An 18,177-nucleotide genomic window follows, 5' to 3' on the forward strand; every position below is an offset into this window, starting at 1 on the left:
CGTCTGGCACGCACGCCGCCGACATCGCTCTCGACGCCCCGCAGCGCCCTTATCCGCTCCCCTGCGCTCCACCCGCCACCAAGCTCGCCGCCTTCACGAAATCCGCCTGGAAATGCGCCCGCGCCGCCGCGCGGGCCGCCTCGTCGGGCATGCGGAGCAGCGCCGCCGGGTGGTACGTCGCCATCCACGCCTCGGCCCACGGCGTCTTGAAGACCTGCCCGCGGCTCTGCGTGACGCTGAATCGACCGCCGAGGAACGAGCGCGCCGCCGTCGCGCCGAGACACACGATCACGCGCGGCCGCACCGCCTCGACCTCCGCCTGAAGCCAGGCGCGACAGGCCTGGATCTCCGGGCCCACCGGCTTCGCGTGCAGACGGCGCTCGCCTCGCGGCTCCCACTTGAAGTGCTTCACCGCGTTCGTCACGTAGATGCCGCCCCGCGACAGGCCCGCTCCGGAGAGCGCTTCGTCGAGCACGCGACCCGCAGGGCCGACGAACGGCCGCCCACAGAGGTCCTCCTCGTCGCCCGGCTGCTCCCCCACCAGCATCAGCGCCGCGCCCGCCGGACCCTCGCCGAACACCGTCTGCGTCGCCCGCTCGCACAGCGCGCACGCCCGGCAGGACGCCGCCGCCTCGCGCAGCACCGGGAGCTCGCGCGCGCCGGGCACGTACGCCGCCGCCGCGCCCGCCGCCCCGCTGCGGCCCGCCTGCATCGCGTCGACGCGCGACGCCGCGTCCCGCACGAGCTCGCCCATCACCGACGTCTCGGGCAGCGTGCTCCAGTGCTTCGCCGGCATCTCCGCGCGCATCGCCCGGAGGTTCACCCGCGCCGGGTTGTAGATCGCCCGGTAATACGTGCGAAACAGCTCCTCGAGCTCGTCCTCGCGCGGCGCCGCGTCGCGCGGCAGCCCCGGGCCGTAGCGGAGCTCCGCGCCGTCCCAGTGCGCCGACTCGTCCGGCGTCAGGATCGACCACGCCATCGACGGGAAGCGCCGCTCGAAGAACGGCGCGGCGAGGCGCACGATCCGGTGATCCGGGCGGTACCACGCCACGTAGCGCTCGCCGCCGCCCGCGTCCTCGACCCGCCGGAAGCGAACGAACGCGTGCATCTTGTGGACGTCGCGCCGCACCGCCTGCTCCAGGGCGCGCAGCCTCGCCACGTCGGGATCGGCGGCGACGTCGAGCAGGTAGGGCTCGCCGTGGGTCAGGCGGAACAGCGCGCGGTAGAGCAGCGCGAACCGCCCGGGATCGCGATGGCAGGCCGCGGCGCTCGCGAGGCTCATGAACGCGGCCGGGACGCGCGGCGCCGGGGAGGACGGCGCGCCCGGCGTCGGGGAGGACGGCGCGCCCGCGGCCGGCGCGGGGAGCGCGGGGCGCGCCGCGTCGAAGAGGACGCCCTGGCCCTCCACCACGTCCTCCCAGAAGACGTCCTCCGGCGCCGCATGGCGGGCGAGCAGCGCGCGGGCGGCGTCGCGGAAGGCCTCGAACGTCGGCGGGATGGGCGCGCGGATCACAGCTCCCCGGAGCGCGCCACCTCGCGCGCCTCGAACAGCCCGAGCTGCGCCGGCGGGCGCACCCGCGCCGCGAGCCCGGCGCGGTCGAGATCCCGCGCGGCGCTGCGGTGCTCGTCGGCGGTGACCAGGAACGGCGCCGCGCGGCCGACAGGGACGCGGAGCCGGGCGAGGTCGGCCATCCGCACGGCCCGGTGGCAGCGCATCGCGAGCACGCGCTTCACCGTCCGCACCCCGAGCCCGGGCACGCGGAGGAGCGCCTCCCGGGGCGCGGTGTTCACGTCGACCGGGAAGAACTCGCGGTGCGCGATCGCCCAGGCGAGCTTCGGATCCATCGTCAGATCCAGGTTCGGCGAGGCCGCGCTCAGGAGCTCGCCCGCGGAGAAGCCGTAGAACCGGATCAGCCAGTCCGCCTCGTACAGCCGGTGCTCGCGCGCGAGCGGCGGGGACTCGGCCGGGAGCCGGGCGTCCGCATGCGGGATCGGGCTGAACGCCGAGTAGTAGACGCGCCGGAGCCCGTGCGCCGTGTACAGCCGCGAGGCGGTGGCGAGGATCTCCTGGTCGCTCGTCGGCGTCGCGCCCACGATCATCTGCGTGCTGTGCCCCGCGGGCGCGAACGCGGGCCTGCGCGGGCTCGGGTCGCCGCGCGCCTCGGCGATCTTCGCGTGGATCTCCGCCATGGCGGCCTCGATGGCCGGCATCGTCTTCTCGGGCGCGAGCGCCGCGAGATCCCGCTGCGTCGGCAGCTCGACGTTGACGCTGAGGCGATCGGCGTACCGCCCCGCCACGTCGAGGAGCTCGGGAGAGACGCCCGGCGCCGCCTTCAGGTGGATGTAGCCGCCGAACCGGTGCTCCTCGCGCAGCGACCGGGCGACGGCCACGAGCTGCTCCATCGTATAATCGGGGCTCTTGAGGACTCCCGAGCTCAGGAACAGCCCTTCGATGTAGTTCCGCCGGTAGAAATCGAGTGTGAGCGCGACCACCTCTCTGGGCGAAAAGCTCGCGCGCTCGACGTCGCTGGACAGGCGGTTCACGCAATACTGGCAATCGTAGATGCAGATGTTCGTCAGCAGGATCTTGAGCAGCGACACGCAGCGGCCGTCCGGCGTGTAGCTGTGGCAGATGCCCATGCCCTCCGTGCTGCCGATCCCCTGCGGCAGGGCGGGGCGGCTGGAGCCGCTGCTGGCGCACGAGGCATCGTATTTGGCGGCGTCCGCGAGGATCGCGAGCTTTCGCTTGAGCTCCATGAACCGAACCAACCTTGGGTGCTCTGTTCACCTTGGCAAGGCCCGCAGGGCAGCGCCGCGGACCGGAGACGGCGAGGCGCGCGGGCAAGCTGCGCCTGATCGTCGCGCCCGTCGCGCGCGGACCACCTCTTCGCCGGATGAGGCGTGATGCGCGGTGATGGGTTGATGGGCCTGCTCGTCTCTCGCCTGCTCGCCGGGCACAGGCAGCCTCGGCGGTAGCAGCAACGTCGGTCCCGGCGGCGGCGGCCTCGGCGGCGGAAGGGCAGCGTCCGCGAGATCGTGCCCTGAGCTGCGCCCCGTCGCGCGGGTGGCGCTCGTGACGCCGCTCGCCTGAGCATCTGGCCGATGGTTCGGGTAGGCTCGGCGCCCTCGTCCTCATGGTCCGTTCTCGACTGATGATCCTCGCCGCCGCGGTCCTCTGGTCCACCGGAGGAGCCGCCATCAAGCTGATCTCCCTCGACGGGTGGCAGATCATCGCGGGCCGCGCGCTCATCGCGGCGCTGACCTTGGGCCTGGTCATGCCGGGGGCGCGCCGCTGGCCGTCGCGGCGCGCGCTCGGCGCCGCGGCGCTCTACGCCGTCACGATGGTGCTGTTCGTCTTGGCAACCAAGCTGACGACGGCGGCGAACGCGATCTTCCTGCAGTCCACCTCGCCCGTGTACGTCCTCCTGCTCAGCCCCCGGCTGCTCGGGGAGCGACCCTCTCGCAGCGAGAAGCTCGCCGTCCCCGTGTTCCTCCTGGGCCTCGGGCTCTTCTTCGTGGACCAGCTCTCGGCGGGACAGCTCCTCGGCAACGCCCTGGCGCTCCTCTCCGGGCTCGCGTGCGGGTTGTGCCTCATGAGCTTCCGTGCGCTCCCGGACGACCACGCCGCGGTGCTCGTCTCGGGCAACCTCCTCGCGTGCCTCTGCGCGCTCCCGATGGCGCTGGCGGGCGCCGCCCGCCCGGGGCTGGTCGACCTCGGGCTCCTGATGTTCCTGGGCGCGGTCCAGATCGGCCTGTCGTACGCCCTGTTCTCCCGCGGCGTGCGTCACACGCCGGCCGTCGAGGCCTCGCTGCTGGCGCTGGTGGAGCCGGTGCTCAACCCCATCTGGGCGCTCCTCTTCGTCGGGGAGCGCCCCGGGCTCTGGGCGACCGTGGGCGGCGCCGTCATCCTCGGCGCCACCGTGTGGCGGACCCTGCAGGTGGCCCGCGCCGCGCCCCCGAGGCCGCCGCTGCCGAGCCAGAATCCTGCGCGACGCCAGGATGGCGCAAAATGGTAATCCGACGCGCCTTTACCATGCGCGCGGCTTCGACGATCTTCATGCGATGAACCTACGTCTTCTTTCAGCTTTGACTCTCGCGATCGCGCTCCCTGCATCCGGGTGCTCGGACGCCGGCTCCGATCCCGGCGACGCCGGCGCCGGCGCCGGTCACGGGGGCGCCGGCGGCGACGACGAGGGCGGTCCCGGGGAGATCGCCGGCGGCGGCGGGGGGACCGGGCTCCCGAGCGCGGTGAGCGTGATCATCACGGCCGACAACGCGTATGGCTTCGGCTACGGGACCGGCGAAAAGCTCCTGAACTACTTCGGAGGCATCGAGAACAACCTCGCCGCGGAGATCTTCTCCTGTCCCATCGGCAACGGGCCCGAGTCGTACACCGTGCCGTCGGAGTCCGCGAACGCCGGGCACTACCTCTACATCATCACGTACGCCGACAAGCTCACGACACAGGGCGTGATCGGCCAGTTCTTCCGCGAGGGCGCCGAGCCCGTCTTCACCGGCAACGGCGGGTGGGAGGTCTGCGCGACGGGCGAGGACTACGACCTCGGCTCGCACGGGCCGACGCTGGAGACCATCAACCAGCAACTCGCGCGCTGCAACGGCGGCGACCTCGACCCGCAGACGAGCAGCGCCGGCTGGGTGACGACCGAGGCGTCCGCGCGCGGCCACGTCGTGTTCGGCGAAGCGAACGACACCGCCCGCGAGATCCCGGAGCCCGGGAACGAGTTTCCCGTCGTCTGCGGCATCGACGAGGAGGCTCGGTGGATGTGGTACGAGTGGGAGCCGGACCGCAGCGCCGGCAGCCCGTTCCTGTGGCCCAGCGGCAGCGCCGGCAACGCCACCAAGGACTTCTTGATCTTCCGTCTCGGCGCCGAGCTGATCCCCGAGGTGCCGCGCTAGCGGCGCTCGGGCGCCGCGCCGCGGCCGCGGAGGGCGGCCGCGACGCCCGTCACTTCGCCTCGACCTTCACGTTGGCGTTCGCCTTGAAGCTCGCCTTCGCGCCCGCGCCCCCGTTTCCATCGTCCACGGGCGTGGTCGCCTTCAGATCGAACGACGGCGGCGTGTTGGGGTCGCACTCCGGCGGCGGGCCGAAGCCGTCGGCGTTGAACTTCCACGCGACCGACCCCGAGGCCGACGGATCCTTCCGGATCGCCTTGATCTCCACCTCGTGCTCCCCCGCGCGCGCCGGCGTGCAGTACGAGAGCAGGTAGAAGCGCTTCATGTGCGCCTCGATCTTCGCCGCGATCTTGTCGAACGACTCCTTGACCTTGGCCTGGTCCGCCGCGAGCTCGGTCCCGTCGCGCCCGATCTCGTCGAGCCGCGCCTTCTCGATCTCGGCGCCGACGCCGACGACGAAGATCTGGTAGTTCTCGTAGTCTTCCTTGTCGAGCTCCTTGAGCATGTCCTCGCGGCTCACGCGGTTCGCGCGATCCGTGCCGTCCGAGAAGACGACGAGCGTGCCGAACTTGAGCGGCCGCCGGTCCCGGTCGAGCTGCTTCTTGAGCTCCCGGATGCCCTCGACCACGCCGCCGTGGAGGTTGGTCGACGTGTCCTTGGGCTTGTAGCTCCGGAGCCCCTCGAGGCCGCCCTGGACCGAGCCCTGCGCCTCGGTGAACGGGACGACGGAGTGGATCTTTGCCTCGCCGTCGAACGCGTAGACGCCGACCTTCTGGCTCTTGCCGACCCGATCGCTGAACGACTGCGCGGCGTCGACGAGGGCGTCGGCCTGGCCGGACTCGGTGATGCTGCCGCTCATGTCGACGAGCAGCATCGTGTACATGACCGCCGCGACCTCGGGGTTCTGGATGGTCTGCTTGCTCTCGAACGTCGAGACGAGGTCGCCGTCCTCGTAGATCTCGAAGTCGCTGGCCGTGAGGCCGCCCACCGGCTCGTCCTCGCCGGCGTCGACGCTGAAGAACACCCAGACGTTGTTCGGCTTCTTCTGGGCGGAGTTGATCCGGGTTACCCGCAGCCCGCCGCCGCAGGCCACGCTCGAGAGCGCGAACAGGGCGGCGAGCAGGATCCGGAACGCTGGAGAACAAAGGAGGATTTTCACGCGCGCGATTAGCGCGCATCGGACGCCGCGCTGTCAATTCGCTGCCGTAGCCGACCGACGGGCGGCCGGCGCGACGGCCGGGCGCGGCCGCGCCGCGGGCAGGGCGGCGCCCTCCCTCCTCGGAGACCCAGCCCGGCGGCCGCCGCGCGGGGCCGCCGGGAGGCTTCCCGGAAGCGCTCGCGCCGGTTTACACCGGGAAGGAGTCCGCCGTACATAGCCGGCGCGCCGTCGAAGCGCGCGCGCCGCCGCCGGACCGTCAGCGTCAGCGAGTTGCTCCTCCCCGGCGGATTTCCGTTACCCTGTCGCCGACATGGCACGCATCCTGATCGTCGAGGACTCGCCGGCAATGCGAGCGTACGTACGCTCGACGCTCGAGGACTGCGTGCTCGGGCTCGCGGGCGACGTCGACATCGTCGAGGCGATGAACGGCTTCGACGCGCTCCGGCTCCTGCCGCGCGGCGCGTTCGACCTCGTCATCACCGACATCAACATGCCCGACATCAACGGGCTCGAGCTCATCCGCTTCGTGCGGCAGAGCGACCGCTACCGCCGCGTCGGCATCCTCATCATCTCGACGCAGGCGGCCGAGCGCGACATCCAGCGCGGGCTCCGCCTCGGCGCCGATCGCTTCCTCCCGAAGCCGTTCACGCCCGAGGCGCTGCGCGACGCGGTGGTCGCCTGCCTCGACGGGCGGCCCCAGCTCGCCGAGCCCGATGGCTCGCCGCCGGCCGATCGCGAGGGCGGCGCCGAGGACGGCGGAGCCCCGCCGGCCGCCCGCGCCCCGGAGCCGGTGACCCGCACGAAGCAGCCCGGCTCCGGCGAGGAAGGCGGCGGCTGATGGTCGACAGCGGCGATCGAGCGCGAGAAGAGTTCTTCTCGGAAGCGCAGGAGATCGTCGAGGGGCTCGGGCGCGACCTCCTCGCGCTCGACGAGGCGGTGCGGACCAACAAAGTCGACCCCGACGTCATCAACGACGTCTTCCGCGCCGTGCACACCCTGAAGGGGCTCGCCGGGCTCTTCGGCGCGACCCGGATGGCCACGCTGTCGCACGAGCTCGAGGAGCTGCTCGACAACCTGCGCCTCGGCCGCATCGAGATCAGCGCGTCCGTCCTCGATCTCCTGTTCCGCAGCGTCGAGCTCTACGGGCGCATCCTCCAGAACGAGAAGGACGGGCGCGACGCGCCCATGCCCGAGGTCGACGACCTCCTGCGCCAGCTCCACCAGGACGCCGGCCCGAGCGCGGCCGGCCTCCCGGACGACAACTACGACCTCGATCCGGGGCTGCTCTCCGTGCTCACCGAGTACGAGGAGCACCGGCTGCGCACGAACATCGCGAGCGGGATGACCCTGTTCCGGCTCCGCGTGCAGTTCCACCTCGCCACGATCGACCAGGCCCTCGACGACCTGAAGATCACCGCGAAGCCGTACGGCGAGATCATCACCTACCTGCCGACCGGCGCGGGCGCGGACCAGGACTCGATCGAGCTCGACATCCTGATGGCGTCGCGCGCGCCGCTCGAGGAGCTCCAGCGCGCCCTGCACCAGGCCGGCGCCGCGGTCGAGGAGATCCCGCGGCGCAACAACAACGGGCACGGCCGCGTCGCCCCGCCGGGCATGCCGTCGATGTCCGCGGCGCTGCGCGGCGGCGCGCCGACGGGCGTGTCGCGGGCCGTCGACCTGACCGGCTCGATGCAGGCGAGCCCGCCGTCGAGCGCGCGCGGCGGGCGCAAGGGGGAGCTCAGCTCCATCCGCTCCGTCGCCCAGACGGTGCGGGTCGACATCCACAAGCTCGACCGGCTGATGAACATCGTCGGCGAGCTCGCCCTCGTCCGATCGGCGCTCGGCCGCCTCGTCGAGCGGCTCCGCGCGGCGCCGACCGAGCGCGAGCTCTCCCTCGACCTCCACCGGCTCCAGCGCACGTTCGACCGGCACCTCGCCGCCATGCAGGCGGGCATCCTCGAGGTCCGGATGGTCCCGCTCGGGCAGGTGTTCGACAAGCTCGCCCGCGTCGTGCGCCAGATCAGCCGCGACGCCGACAAGCTCGTGAACCTCGTCATCACGGGCGCCGAGACCGAGGTCGACAAGCTCATCGTCGAGGAGCTCAGCGACCCGCTCATGCACATGATGCGCAACGCCATCGACCACGGCATCGAGTCGAAGAGCATGCGCGAGGCGGTGGGCAAGCCGGCGGTCGGCACGATCGCGCTGAACGCCTTCCAGAAGGGCAACCACGTCGTCATCGAGATCGAGGACGACGGCAAGGGCATCGACGTCGACAAGCTGCTCGACGCCGCCCTGCGCCGCGGGGTGATGACCCCGGAGGACGCGCGCACCACGAGCTACCGCGAGGTCCTGAACCTCATCTTCCAGCCGGGCATCTCGACCAAGACCGACGTGAGCGAGATCTCGGGGCGCGGCGTCGGGATGGACGTCGTGAAGACGAACATCAGCAAGCTCGGCGGCGTCATCGACGTGCACAGCGAGCCCGGCATCGGCACCAAGATGACGGTGACGCTGCCGATCACGCTGGCGATCATCAGCGCGCTCATCGTCCGGGTCGCCGACCGGCTCTTCGCGATCCCGCTCACGAACGTGCAGGAGGCGGTCGCGCTCGACGAGAGCACGGTGCGCCAGATCGACGGCCGCGAGATGATCACGCTGCGCAACAGCACGCTCCAGCTCTGCTACCTCGCGCGGCTCTTCGGCCTGAACGAGGAGGAGGAGCTCAGCGCGCGCATCGCCGGCCTGCTCGGCGGGGCGCGCGGCGGCTCGGCGGCGCGGGCCGCCGTGTCCGGCGGGCGCCGCGGCGACGGCCGCGCGACGCTCGGGCTGCAGGGGGGCAGCAAGCGCAAGTACATCGTGGTCGCGTCGGTCGGCGCGCGCCGGCTCGGGCTCGTCGTGAGCACGCTCATCGGCCAGCAGGACGTCGTCATCAAGGCGCTCGGCCCGTCGCTCTCGTCGGTGCGCGGCTTCTCCGGCGCCACCGAGCTCGGCGACCAGCGCATTGCGCTCGTCCTCGACGCCCCGGCGCTCATCGAGGAGATCCTCCACGGCGGCGACAGGCAGCGCAACGATCCGCGGAGCACCCATGGCTAACCTCTCCCGAAGGCCCGCCCGGATACCCGTCTCGAAGAGGAACCCGCGCGCGCAGGCGAGCGGTCCGCGGACCGAGTACCTCGCGTTCACGCTCGCGGGCGACACCTACGCCGCGCCCGTCTCGCTCGTGCGCGAGATCCTGAAGCCGCCCCCGCTCACGCCGGTGCCGCGCGCGCCGGACTCGACGATGGGCATCGTCAGCGTGCGCGGGCAGCTCGTGACCGTCATCGATCTGCGGCGGCGGATGCGGCTGCACGAGGGCGCGCCGCAGCGGCGGGCGCGCATCCTGCTCGTCGACGCGGCGAACGGCGAGACGCTCGGCCTCTTCGTCGACGAGGTCCAGCAGGTCTACCGGCTCGCCGACGCCGAGATCGAGCACGCCGCGACGGCGCTCGGGGGCGACGTCGCGGGCTACATCGCCGGCATCGCCCGGCCCATGCACGGGGCGAGCGCGTCGGACGGCACCCAGGGCGAGGCGCAGCCGCGCGTCATCATCCTGCTCGACCTGCAGGCCATACTCGCGTCCTAACGGACGAATCGTCCGCGCCCGGGCGGCTCGTAGAGCCCGGGCGCTCGGAGGCTCAGATGCCGTTGACTGGAGAGCGCAGCCGTCCCGACCCGCACAAGAGCCTCGTCGGCTTTGTGGTCGGCGACGTGCAGTACGCGATCGACATCACGCGGGTGCGCGAGATCGTGAATCCGCTCGAGGTGACCACGCTGCCGCACACGCCCCCGGAGGTCGCCGGCGTCGCGAACCACCGCGGCGAGGTGGTGCCGGTGATCGAGCTCCGCGTGCGGTTCGGGCTGCCTCCGGTCGAGCCGAGCCGCAGCACCAAGTGGATCCTTGTCGACGTGGGGACGCACACGGTGGGGCTCGTCGTCGACGCCGTGACCGAGGTCTTCGGGACGAGCGGCGACTACCGGCCGACGCCGCCGGTGGGCGGCAGCAGCGACCTGCGCGGCATCGTCGGGGTGACGACCCACGACGAGCGGATGATCTTCGTGCTCGACGTCGGGCGCTTCGTCGAGCTCGCGCTCGCGCTCGCCGCGTCGGGCGCGCTCCTGGAGGCGCCGTGAGCCGCGCGTTCGACGATCTCGGCCCGTACGGGGGCCCGCGCGTGAGCGACGCGGGCCCGTGGCCGACCGAGCCCGAGTCCATCTCGCCCAGCGTGCGCAGCACGCCGATGCCGATCGCGGCGATCGCCACGGCGCTCGCCGCGGACGACGCCGAGGAGCGCCGCCAGGCGGCCGCGCGGCTCGGCCGGGCCGACGTCGCGGAGGCGCTGCCGCTCCTCATGCGCGCGCTCGGGGATCCCGACTGGCGCGTCCGCAAGGAGGCGACCTACGCCTGCCACCGGCTGATCCAGGCCTCGTCGCCGCCGGCCGCCGAGGGCGAGCGGCCCGCTGCGCCGCCGGCCGGCGCCGAGGGCGAGCGGCCGTCCGCCGCGCAGGTCCTCGTCGGCGCGCTCCTCGACGCGCTGCGGACCAGCGACGACGTGGGCCTCAGGAACGCGGCCATCGAGGTGCTCGGCTACTGCGGCCGCGACGCCACGCCGGCGCTCGTCGGCGCGCTCGCCGAGCTCAAGGGCGACGAGCGCAAGCTCGTGCTCGACGCGCTCGGCCGCACGCGCGACCCGGCGGCGCTCGACGCGCTCTACGCGGCGCTCGCCGAGAAGGACGACAACCTGCGCCAGAGCGCGATCGAGGCGATCGCCGGGATGGGGCTCATCGCGCGCGAGCGGGTGACGGACATCCTGTACGAGCGGCTCGGCGATCGGGATCGCTTCGTGCGGCTCACCGCGCTGAACGGGCTGAACGGCCTCGAGGCCCCGGTGCCGTGGCGGGTGCTGTCGCAGCTCATCGACGACCCGATCCTCCGCCCGGCGGCGCTGGTCGCCGCGGCGCTCGCGGAGAGCCCGGAGGCGCCGCGGGCGCTCGTCGCGGCGCTCGCGACGGCGCGCGGCGGCGCGTTCGCGCAGCTCGTCCGGGCGCTCGCGCGGCTCGTCGAGGGGCCGCTCGCGTCGCACGCGGTCGACGCGCTGCGGGCCGCCCCGCAGGAGGTGGGCGCCCGCCTCGTGCAGGCCGCCGCCGCCTCGCCGGGCGCGGGCGCCGCGGAGCCCCCGTCGTGGCGCGGCCTCGGCGCCGATCCGGTGAGCGGGCGCGCGCAGGCGCTCGTGCTCGCGGCGATGGCGCGCGCGCCGGGCGCGGCCGACGCCGCGGTGCAGGCGATGATCGAGCCGGCGCTCGTCGAGACGGCGCAGCGCGCGCTCGGGCTGCTCGGCGGGGAGGCGCTGCCCGCGGTGCTCGCCTACCTCGAGCGGCACATCGATCCCGATCCGGATCTCTGGGAGGGCCTCGACGACGCGACGGCCGCGCTCATCGACGGCGCCGTGGCGATCGCGGAGCAGCGCGGGCGCGAGGGCGCGCCGGCGCAGCCGCCGCAGCCGCCGCAGCCGGCCGCCGACCCGACGCTCGACGAGCTGCTCGGCGCGGTGCGGAGGTCGGTCAAGAGCCCGTCGACGCTCGTGGCGACCAGCGCGCTCTACGGCCTCGCGAAGATCGGGACCGCGGACGATTTCCCGCTCGTCGTCTCGCAGACGCGCGCGATCTCGCTGCCGGTCGCGCGCGCGGCGGAGAGCGCGCTCGCGGGGCTCTCGGAGCGGTACCCCGAGTCGGCGCGCGCGCTCGCGCGCCGGCTGATGCAGGCGGGGGAGACCCACCTCGCGGCGGCGATCGTGATCGAGGCGCTCGGCACGGCGGATCAGGAGGAGATCGCGTTCCTCACGGGCGTCGCGTCGGTCGGGGACGTGCGCGCGCGGCGCGCGGCCGTGACCGCGGTCGCGGCGGCGGCGGGCGTCTCGGCGCTCGAGGTGCTGAGCCTCTCGCTGGCGGACGAGGAGCGGGAGGTCCGGCTCGCGGCGGCGCGCGCGCTCGGCCGGCTGTACGCGTCGCTCTCGGATCGCGCGGGCGACGAGCGGGCGCGCGCCCGCGAGCTGCTCTCGCTGGTGCGGGCGTCGGGGGAGCCGGAGCTCGTCGCGGCGGCGGCGCAGGGGGGCGCGCCGTTCCGCTCGGATCCCCCGTGGGGCGAGGCCGGGGACCGGCTGAGCGCGCCCGTCTCGATCGATGGCGGCGAGGGCCCGGTGTCCACCTCGGGGATGTCCGGCGGGCCGCCGTCGGGGAAGGTGCTGTGAACCGGCGGCGGGACGACGAGATCCGCCTCTTGCCTGACGAGTTCCAGAGGCTGCGGGACCTGTTCAACAAGCACTGCGGGCTCCAGTTCGGGCCCGAGGCGCGCACGTCCATGGAGCGGCGGCTCCGCGAGCGGGTGGTGGTGCTCGGGCTCTCGTCGTTCGCGCAGTACCACGAGTACCTGCGCTCCCACAGCCGCGGGCGCGCCGAGCTCGACGAGGCGCTCGAGCTCATCACGGTCAACGAGACGTATTTCTTCCGCGAGGACTACCAGCTGCGCGCGCTCATGACCGAGATCGTGCCGATGATCGTCAAGGCCGGGGGCGCCAAGGGCCGGCTGTCCATCTGGAGCGCGGGCTGCTCGACGGGCGAGGAGGTCTACTCGATCGCGATCGCGGCGCGGGAGTCGGGCGCCGCGGATCGCCGCGAGGTGCGCGTCTTCGGCAGCGACATCTCGCGCCGGTGCGTGGTCGCCGCGCGCAAGGGGGTCTACGGCGCCTCGTCGTTCCGCGTGACGCCGCCCGAGCTGAAGCGGCGCTACTTCACGGAGCGGCCGGACGGGTTCCACGTGGTGGACGAGCTGCGCGCGCTGTGCCAGTTCGGCCACCTCAACCTGCTCGACTCGTCGCGCGCGGCGGTGGTCGGGCGGGTGGACGTCATCTTCTGCCGCAACGTGCTCATCTACCTGGACGAGGAGTCGCGGCGCCGGGTGATCGACATCTTCTACGAGCGCCTCTCGCCGGGCGGGTTCCTCTTGCTCGGCCACTCCGAGTCGCTCCTGAACGTCACGACCGCCTTCGAGATCGTGCACCTGCGGGAGGATCTCGTGTACCGCAAGCCGGCGGCGACGATGCGCCTCGGGCTCGCGGAGCTCTTTCCGGAGCGGGGGGGCGGCGAGCGGGGCGGCGGCGAGTGGGGGGGTGGTGAGTGGGGGGGTGGTGAGCGCGGGGGCGGCGAGTGGGGGGGCGGTGAGCCGGGCGGGCGGTGAGTGGGAGAACGGTGAGCGTGGCGGATGAGACGCCGACGAAGTCGAGGCTGCACGGGCGACGGGTGGTCCCATGGCGCTCCTGGTGGGGTAGAATGAACCTCCGGCGGAAGGTTTTGCGCTCATGACATTCGCTCCCCTGCGCGTGCTCGTCGTCGACGACTCCGCGTACAACCGGCGCAACATCGCCGAGATCTTGAGCGGAAGCGACGAGATCGAGGTCGTGGGCAAGGCCGGAGACGGCGACGACGCGCTCCGTCAGGCGGCCCAGCTGAGGCCGGACGCGATCACGCTGGACCTCGAGATGCCGCGCATGGATGGCTTCACCTTCCTCCGCATCCTGATGGCGAGGCAGCCCACGCCGGTCATCATCGTCTCGAGTTACAGCCACAAGGAGAACGTCTTCAAGGCGCTCGAGCTCGGCGCCGTGGACTTCGTGGCGAAGCCGGACCGGCAGTTCACGGCGGACGCGCAGATCCGCAAGGAGATCATCCAGAAGGTCCTGCTCGTGCGCTACCTCCGGCCCCGGTCGCCGATGCCGGCGGCCTCGCCTCCGGCGCGGGCGTCGCAGCCTGCGCTGCAGCGCCCGGTGCAGGAGTCGTCGCGGCTCGGGGTCTCGCTGCGCCACCTCGTCGCGGTCGGCTCGTCGACCGGCGGGCCCACGGCGCTCCTGGAGATCTTCAACCGCATCCCGGATCGCTTCCCCGGCGCGATCTTCATCGCGCAGCACATGCCGGACAAGTTCACCCGCACGTTCGCGGAGCGGCTCGATCGGAAGGGCGGGCTCCGGGTGGTCGAGGCGCAGAACGGCGATCAGGTGGTGGCCCGCAAGGCTTACGTGTGTCCAGGACGGATGTGCATGGAGATTGCGGTGACGCCGGGCAGCGGGGTCGGGTTGAGCGGCGACATCCGGATCCGGGTGGGGGCGCCGGCGCCTGGCGATCGGTACGTGCCGAGCGCGGACCGGCTGTTCCGGAGCGTGGCGCAGGTGGGCGGCAGCCGCGCGGTGGGCATCATCCTGACGGGGATGGGGGACGACGGGGTGAACGGCGCGCGGGCGATCCGCGCGGCCGGGGGCACGGTGGTGGCCGAGAGCGAGGACTCGGCGGTGGTCTACGGCATGCCCGGGGCCGCGGTGCGCGCGGGGGTCGTGAACGAGAGCCTGCCCTTCACGGCGATCGGCGACTTCATCGCGCTGCTCTCCTAGCGCTGCTGCGGGAAGTCAGCCGGATCCGCAGAAGAACCGCCATCGCGGTTCGCATCCTCTGTGCCTCTGTAGTTTGAAATCTCTCTCTTCATCACACCTCCGCCGGTGCGATGTGCGCCAGCTCCCTGTGTCGTGGACGGTTCGCGGCCGTTCCGCCTGACTGCCAAAGTTGACCCCTCGGGCGCATCGTGAGACAGGTCGGGCGCTGACATGCGGATCCGACGCGCCGCACGCAGGCTTGTCTGTCTTGGCTGGATGGCCGCCCTCTCGGGCGTCGCTCTCGACGGCCTCGCCGCGCCCCCGGAGGCCGCGGCGGCCGAGCCGGCCAAGGTCGAGGCGAAGCGGGATGCGGCGGCCGGCGGCAAGGCGGATCGGCCGGAGGCGAAGAAGGCCGGCGCGGCGGAGGCCACGCCGGAGAAGCCCGCGCCGGCCAGGCCCGCCGCCGCGTCGAGCGGCAAGGGCGGCGCGAAGCGCGTGGCCGCCAAGGCGCCGGCCAAGCCGGCGGCGCGATCGAAGGCGCCGAAGAAGGGCGCGACAAAGATCACGCGCAAGCCGGGGGAGCCCGGCGCGCCGGACGAGGCCGCTCGCCGGGTCATCGCGGGCACCGCGGCGCCGGCGGGGGCGAGCGTCGCCGAGTCGCCCGAGCTCCGCACGATGCGCGAGATCGACCAGGCGCTGTTCCCCGGCGCGACCCCGAGCGCCGGGCCCGTGTGGCCGGTCGACGGCACGCTCCTGCTCGGCGCGGGCGAGCCGCGCCTCGAGGCGTCCGGCCTGCCGCCCTCGGGGCTGTCCGTGGCGCCGCCGCAGGCCGAGGAGACCCGCGACATCTCCTGGCTGCGGCAGCTCGAGCTGCCGGAGATCCCGGTCCGCTGGGACGGCCGGGTCGTGCGCTACCTCGAGTACTACAAGGACGACCCGCGCGGCCGCTCCGCCGTGGTCTCCTGGATCAAGAAGAGCGGCCGCTACGGCGCCGCCATCCGCCGCGTCCTCCGCGAGCAGGGGCTCCCGGAGGACCTGCTCTGGCTCTCGCTCGTCGAGAGCGGCTTCGACCCGACCATCCACTCGCCGGCCGGCGCGGCCGGCCTCTGGCAGTTCATGCCCGAGGGCGCGCGCATCTACGGCCTCACCGTCGATCGATGGGTCGACGAGCGCCTGGATCCGGAGCGCTCCACCCTCGCCGCGGCGCGGTACCTCTCGGATCTGCGGCGGCGCTTCGGCGGCTGGGAGCTCGCGTTCGCGGCCTACAACATGGGGTACGGGGGGCTGCTCGCGTCGATCCGGAAGTACAACACGAACGACTTCTGGGAGCTGTCGCGGCTCGAGGCGGGGATGCCGCTCGAGACGGCGCTCTACGTGCCGAAGATCCTCGCGATCGCGATCGTGGCGCGGAACCTGAAGGTGTTCGGCTGCGACGAGGTCGAGCTCGATCCGGCGGTGACGTTCGACAAGATCTCGCTCGGGTCCGGGGTGTCGCTGCAGTCGGTGGCGTCCGCGGTCGGGGCGGGGGCGCCGGAGATCGAGGCGCTGAACCCGCAGCTCGTGGCGAAGCGCACGCCGCCGTTGCCGGTGGACGCGAAGGAGCAGGCGCGCTGGGAGGTCCGGGTGCCCGCGGGGGCGGGGGCGCGCGCGGCCAAGGCGATGCCGAAGCTCCTGGAGCGCGAGCCGAAGCTCGAGCGCTACCTGGTCCGCTGGGGCGAGTCGCTCGACGACATCGCGACGTTCCGCGGGACGACGCGGTGGACGCTGCAGACGCTGAACGGCCTGCGGGCCGGCGAGCCGGTGCGCCCGGGGACGCTCCTGTTCGTCCCGGCGGCGGAGGGCGTGGGCGTGGCGGCGGCGGAGCACCTGCTCGCGAACGGCGCGCCGCTGTCGTCGGACGCGAAGCCGGTCGTGGTGGTCCCGGCGCAGCGCTTCTCGTACGAGGGGCGCCGGCGCGTCTTCTACCGCGTGGTCGCGGGCGACGCGATCCGGGATCTCGCGGCGGTGCTGTCGGTGACGCCCGACGAGATCTGCCGCTGGAACACGCTCTCGCCCGGGGCGTCGCTGCACGAGGGGATGACGCTCCAGCTGTACGTCCCGAGGTCGCAGCGCTATGACGGGGTGTTCCTGCTCGACGAGGCGGACGCGCGCATCCTCCCGGTCGGCTCGGAGGAGTTCTTCGCGCACTTCGAGGGGCTGAAGGGGCGCAAGCGCATCGAGATCGCGGTGCGGGAGGGCGACACGTTCAGCAAGCTCGCGACCCGCTACGGCCTCAGCGTCGGCAGCCTGGAGCGGATCAACCAGCGCTCGAGGCGGAGCCCGCTGATGCCCGGGGATCGGCTCGTGGTGTACGTGCCGACCTCGCTGCCGGACGATCCGCCGCCGGTCGAGCCGCGCGAGCCGCGCGAGGACGAGGTCCGCGTGGCGTCGGCCCAGGCGGCAGGCGCGGTGGACGACGGCGACAAGGCCGCGGCCGCCGAGCCGGTGAAGCCGGCGGCGCCCGCCGCGGCCACGGCCGCCGGGGAGGAGGGCCGCAAGGCGGCCGCCGCCAAGGACGGGAGCAGCGCCAAGGACGGGAGCAGCGCGCCGGCAGGCGCTGCGGCGGGCGCGGGCGAGACGAAGCTGGCGCGGGCCGAGAAGGCCGAGGCGGGCGAGACGAAGCCGGCGCGGGCCGAGAAGGCCGAGGCGGGCGAGACGAAGCCGGCGAAGAGCGAGGGGGCGGCGGCGGGCGCGGGCGAGACGAAGCCGGCGCGGGCCGAGAAGGCCGAGGCGGGCGAGACGAAGCCGGCGAAGCGCGAGGGGGCGGCGGCGGGCGCGGGCGATCAGGCCGGAGCGGCGCCGGAGGAGAAGAAGACCGCCGAGGGCGAAAAGAAGCCGGCGCCGGGCGGCGCGGACGAGAAGAAGCCGGCAGGGCGCGCCAAGGGAGCGCAGGACCGGGAGAAGCCCGCGGCCGGCGCCGGCACCGCGCTCTGAGGCGCGCCGCCCGGCGGCCCGGGTGAGCTCGTCCCGGGCACGACGGCCAGCGCCGCGGTCAGGCCCCGCCGGTGGGCCTCCTCAGGTCTCGTCGCGCCCGTGGACGCTGGCCGGCGGGCTCGTCGCTTCCACCGCCGTGAACGGTTCGATGATCTTGTAAGAATGCGATGCGCCTTTAGGGACCGTCCAGGAGTCGCCCGGCTCCAGGCGCACCATCTGCCCCTCGAGGTGCAGCTCGGCTCGCCCCTCGATGACGAACCCCACGGTCTCGTAATCGCGCACGGTCGGCGGTTTGGCGTCGCCCGGCGGCTCGCGCTCCCAGAGTCGCATCGAGACCTGGATTCCGGAGGCCAGGTATTTTTGGCCCATCTGGCCTCTCGGGGAGCGGCCGGAGGAGACCTTCATGATGGTTGTATCGCCCATGTGCGCCTCGCTTTCCTCGCGTCGTTCGCCGGGTTTTGCAGCGAGCGTGGGCGCGATCGTGGGTCCGAGCCTGACACGCGCGAATCGGGCTTCTCCCGCTTTCCTGGTCGGTCGTTCGTCGTCCGTCCCGCGCTGCAGAGAACGTATCGCGGCGGGGAGAACTGCTGTAAGATGCCCCGCTCAGGAGGCGCGTCCCGTGGACCTGGGAATCGGATGTTACGTCGCGCGGGAGCAGGCGCGTGAGGGAACGGA

The 18,177-nt window shown here is 73.1% G+C and carries 14 protein-coding genes; 10 read left to right on the forward strand and 4 right to left on the reverse strand.

Going from position 1 to position 18,177, the window contains the following annotated elements:
* Window positions 1-49 precede the first annotated feature (49 nt).
* Window positions 50-1,513: a UdgX family uracil-DNA binding protein gene (locus tag WME98_RS34375; RefSeq protein ID WP_437945910.1), complete on the reverse strand. Its 1,464-nt coding sequence runs from the start codon at window positions 1,511-1,513 to the stop codon at window positions 50-52.
* Complete coding sequence (locus tag WME98_RS34380; protein ID WP_437945911.1) at window positions 1,510-2,757, reverse strand: putative DNA modification/repair radical SAM protein; 1,248 nt, start codon at window positions 2,755-2,757, stop codon at window positions 1,510-1,512. The genes WME98_RS34375 and WME98_RS34380 overlap by 4 nt, the downstream gene beginning before the upstream one ends.
* Before the next feature lie 377 nt (window positions 2,758-3,134).
* Here WME98_RS34380 and WME98_RS34385 point away from each other — a divergent pair, with 377 nt between their 5' ends.
* Window positions 3,135-4,016: a DMT family transporter gene (locus tag WME98_RS34385; RefSeq protein ID WP_437945912.1), complete on the forward strand. Its 882-nt coding sequence runs from the start codon at window positions 3,135-3,137 to the stop codon at window positions 4,014-4,016.
* A 46-nt stretch (window positions 4,017-4,062) separates the two neighbouring features.
* Window positions 4,063-4,917, forward strand: a complete 855-nt coding sequence (locus WME98_RS34390; RefSeq protein WP_437945913.1) for a hypothetical protein — start codon at window positions 4,063-4,065, stop codon at window positions 4,915-4,917.
* A gap of 49 nt (window positions 4,918-4,966) precedes the next feature.
* Here WME98_RS34390 and WME98_RS34395 read toward each other — a convergent pair whose 3' ends face one another.
* Entirely contained in the window at window positions 4,967-6,073 is a 1,107-nt protein-coding gene (locus WME98_RS34395; protein ID WP_437336953.1) for a VWA domain-containing protein, read from the reverse strand.
* A 346-nt stretch (window positions 6,074-6,419) separates the two neighbouring features.
* Between WME98_RS34395 and WME98_RS34400 the strand changes: the two genes are divergently transcribed.
* The 8 genes from WME98_RS34400 (at window position 6,420) to WME98_RS34435 (ending at window position 17,502) form a co-directional block, all read left to right on the forward strand.
* Window positions 6,420-6,911 carry a response regulator gene (locus WME98_RS34400; RefSeq protein WP_236644520.1) on the forward strand — a complete coding sequence of 164 codons (492 nt, stop codon included), beginning with the start codon at window positions 6,420-6,422 and terminating at the stop codon, window positions 6,909-6,911.
* Window positions 6,911-9,169, forward strand: a complete 2,259-nt coding sequence (locus WME98_RS34405; protein WP_020734009.1) for a chemotaxis protein CheA — start codon at window positions 6,911-6,913, stop codon at window positions 9,167-9,169. Before WME98_RS34400 ends, WME98_RS34405 begins: the two co-directional genes overlap by 1 nt.
* Window positions 9,162-9,698: a chemotaxis protein CheW gene (locus tag WME98_RS34410; RefSeq protein ID WP_020734010.1), complete on the forward strand. Its 537-nt coding sequence runs from the start codon at window positions 9,162-9,164 to the stop codon at window positions 9,696-9,698. The genes WME98_RS34405 and WME98_RS34410 overlap by 8 nt, the downstream gene beginning before the upstream one ends.
* 56 nt (window positions 9,699-9,754) lie before the next feature.
* On the forward strand, window positions 9,755-10,246 hold the full coding sequence (locus WME98_RS34415; protein ID WP_061621309.1) for a chemotaxis protein CheW: 492 nt from the start codon (window positions 9,755-9,757) through the stop codon (window positions 10,244-10,246).
* Complete coding sequence (locus WME98_RS34420; RefSeq protein WP_437945914.1) at window positions 10,243-12,360, forward strand: HEAT repeat domain-containing protein; 2,118 nt, start codon at window positions 10,243-10,245, stop codon at window positions 12,358-12,360. Before WME98_RS34415 ends, WME98_RS34420 begins: the two co-directional genes overlap by 4 nt.
* Window positions 12,357-13,346: a CheR family methyltransferase gene (locus WME98_RS34425; protein WP_437336956.1), complete on the forward strand. Its 990-nt coding sequence runs from the start codon at window positions 12,357-12,359 to the stop codon at window positions 13,344-13,346. The genes WME98_RS34420 and WME98_RS34425 overlap by 4 nt, the downstream gene beginning before the upstream one ends.
* Before the next feature lie 121 nt (window positions 13,347-13,467).
* Window positions 13,468-14,550: a chemotaxis-specific protein-glutamate methyltransferase CheB gene (gene cheB / locus WME98_RS34430; RefSeq protein ID WP_020734014.1), complete on the forward strand. Its 1,083-nt coding sequence runs from the start codon at window positions 13,468-13,470 to the stop codon at window positions 14,548-14,550.
* A gap of 255 nt (window positions 14,551-14,805) precedes the next feature.
* Complete coding sequence (locus WME98_RS34435) at window positions 14,806-17,502, forward strand: transglycosylase SLT domain-containing protein (protein WP_437945915.1); 2,697 nt, start codon at window positions 14,806-14,808, stop codon at window positions 17,500-17,502.
* An 81-nt stretch (window positions 17,503-17,583) separates the two neighbouring features.
* Here the strand turns inward: WME98_RS34435 and WME98_RS34440 are convergent, their stop codons facing one another.
* Window positions 17,584-17,925, reverse strand: coding sequence for a cupin domain-containing protein (locus WME98_RS34440; RefSeq protein WP_061628315.1), 342 nt, complete (start codon window positions 17,923-17,925; stop codon window positions 17,584-17,586).
* Window positions 17,926-18,177 lie beyond the last annotated feature (252 nt).

Origin of the sequence: Sorangium sp. So ce296 (assembly GCF_051529605.1) — a bacterium.
Taxonomy (GTDB): domain Bacteria; phylum Myxococcota_A; class Polyangia; order Polyangiales; family Polyangiaceae; genus Sorangium; species Sorangium cellulosum_D.

Excerpts from the sequence above, each read along its gene's own strand:
- WME98_RS34380 (WP_437945911.1), bottom strand. The coding sequence starts at position 2,757 with ATGGAGCTCAAGCGAAAGCTCGCGATCCTCGCGGACGCCGCCAAATAC.
- WME98_RS34385 (WP_437945912.1), top strand. The coding sequence starts at position 3,135 with ATGGTCCGTTCTCGACTGATGATCCTCGCCGCCGCGGTCCTCTGGTCC.
- WME98_RS34390 (WP_437945913.1), top strand. The coding sequence starts at position 4,063 with ATGAACCTACGTCTTCTTTCAGCTTTGACTCTCGCGATCGCGCTCCCT.
- WME98_RS34400 (WP_236644520.1), top strand. The coding sequence starts at position 6,420 with ATGCGAGCGTACGTACGCTCGACGCTCGAGGACTGCGTGCTCGGGCTC.
- WME98_RS34405 (WP_020734009.1), top strand. The coding sequence starts at position 6,911 with ATGGTCGACAGCGGCGATCGAGCGCGAGAAGAGTTCTTCTCGGAAGCG.
- WME98_RS34410 (WP_020734010.1), top strand. The coding sequence starts at position 9,162 with ATGGCTAACCTCTCCCGAAGGCCCGCCCGGATACCCGTCTCGAAGAGG.
- WME98_RS34415 (WP_061621309.1), top strand. The coding sequence starts at position 9,755 with ATGCCGTTGACTGGAGAGCGCAGCCGTCCCGACCCGCACAAGAGCCTC.
- cheB (WP_020734014.1), top strand. The coding sequence starts at position 13,468 with ATGACATTCGCTCCCCTGCGCGTGCTCGTCGTCGACGACTCCGCGTAC.
- WME98_RS34435 (WP_437945915.1), top strand. The coding sequence starts at position 14,806 with ATGGCCGCCCTCTCGGGCGTCGCTCTCGACGGCCTCGCCGCGCCCCCG.
- WME98_RS34440 (WP_061628315.1), bottom strand. The coding sequence starts at position 17,925 with ATGGGCGATACAACCATCATGAAGGTCTCCTCCGGCCGCTCCCCGAGA.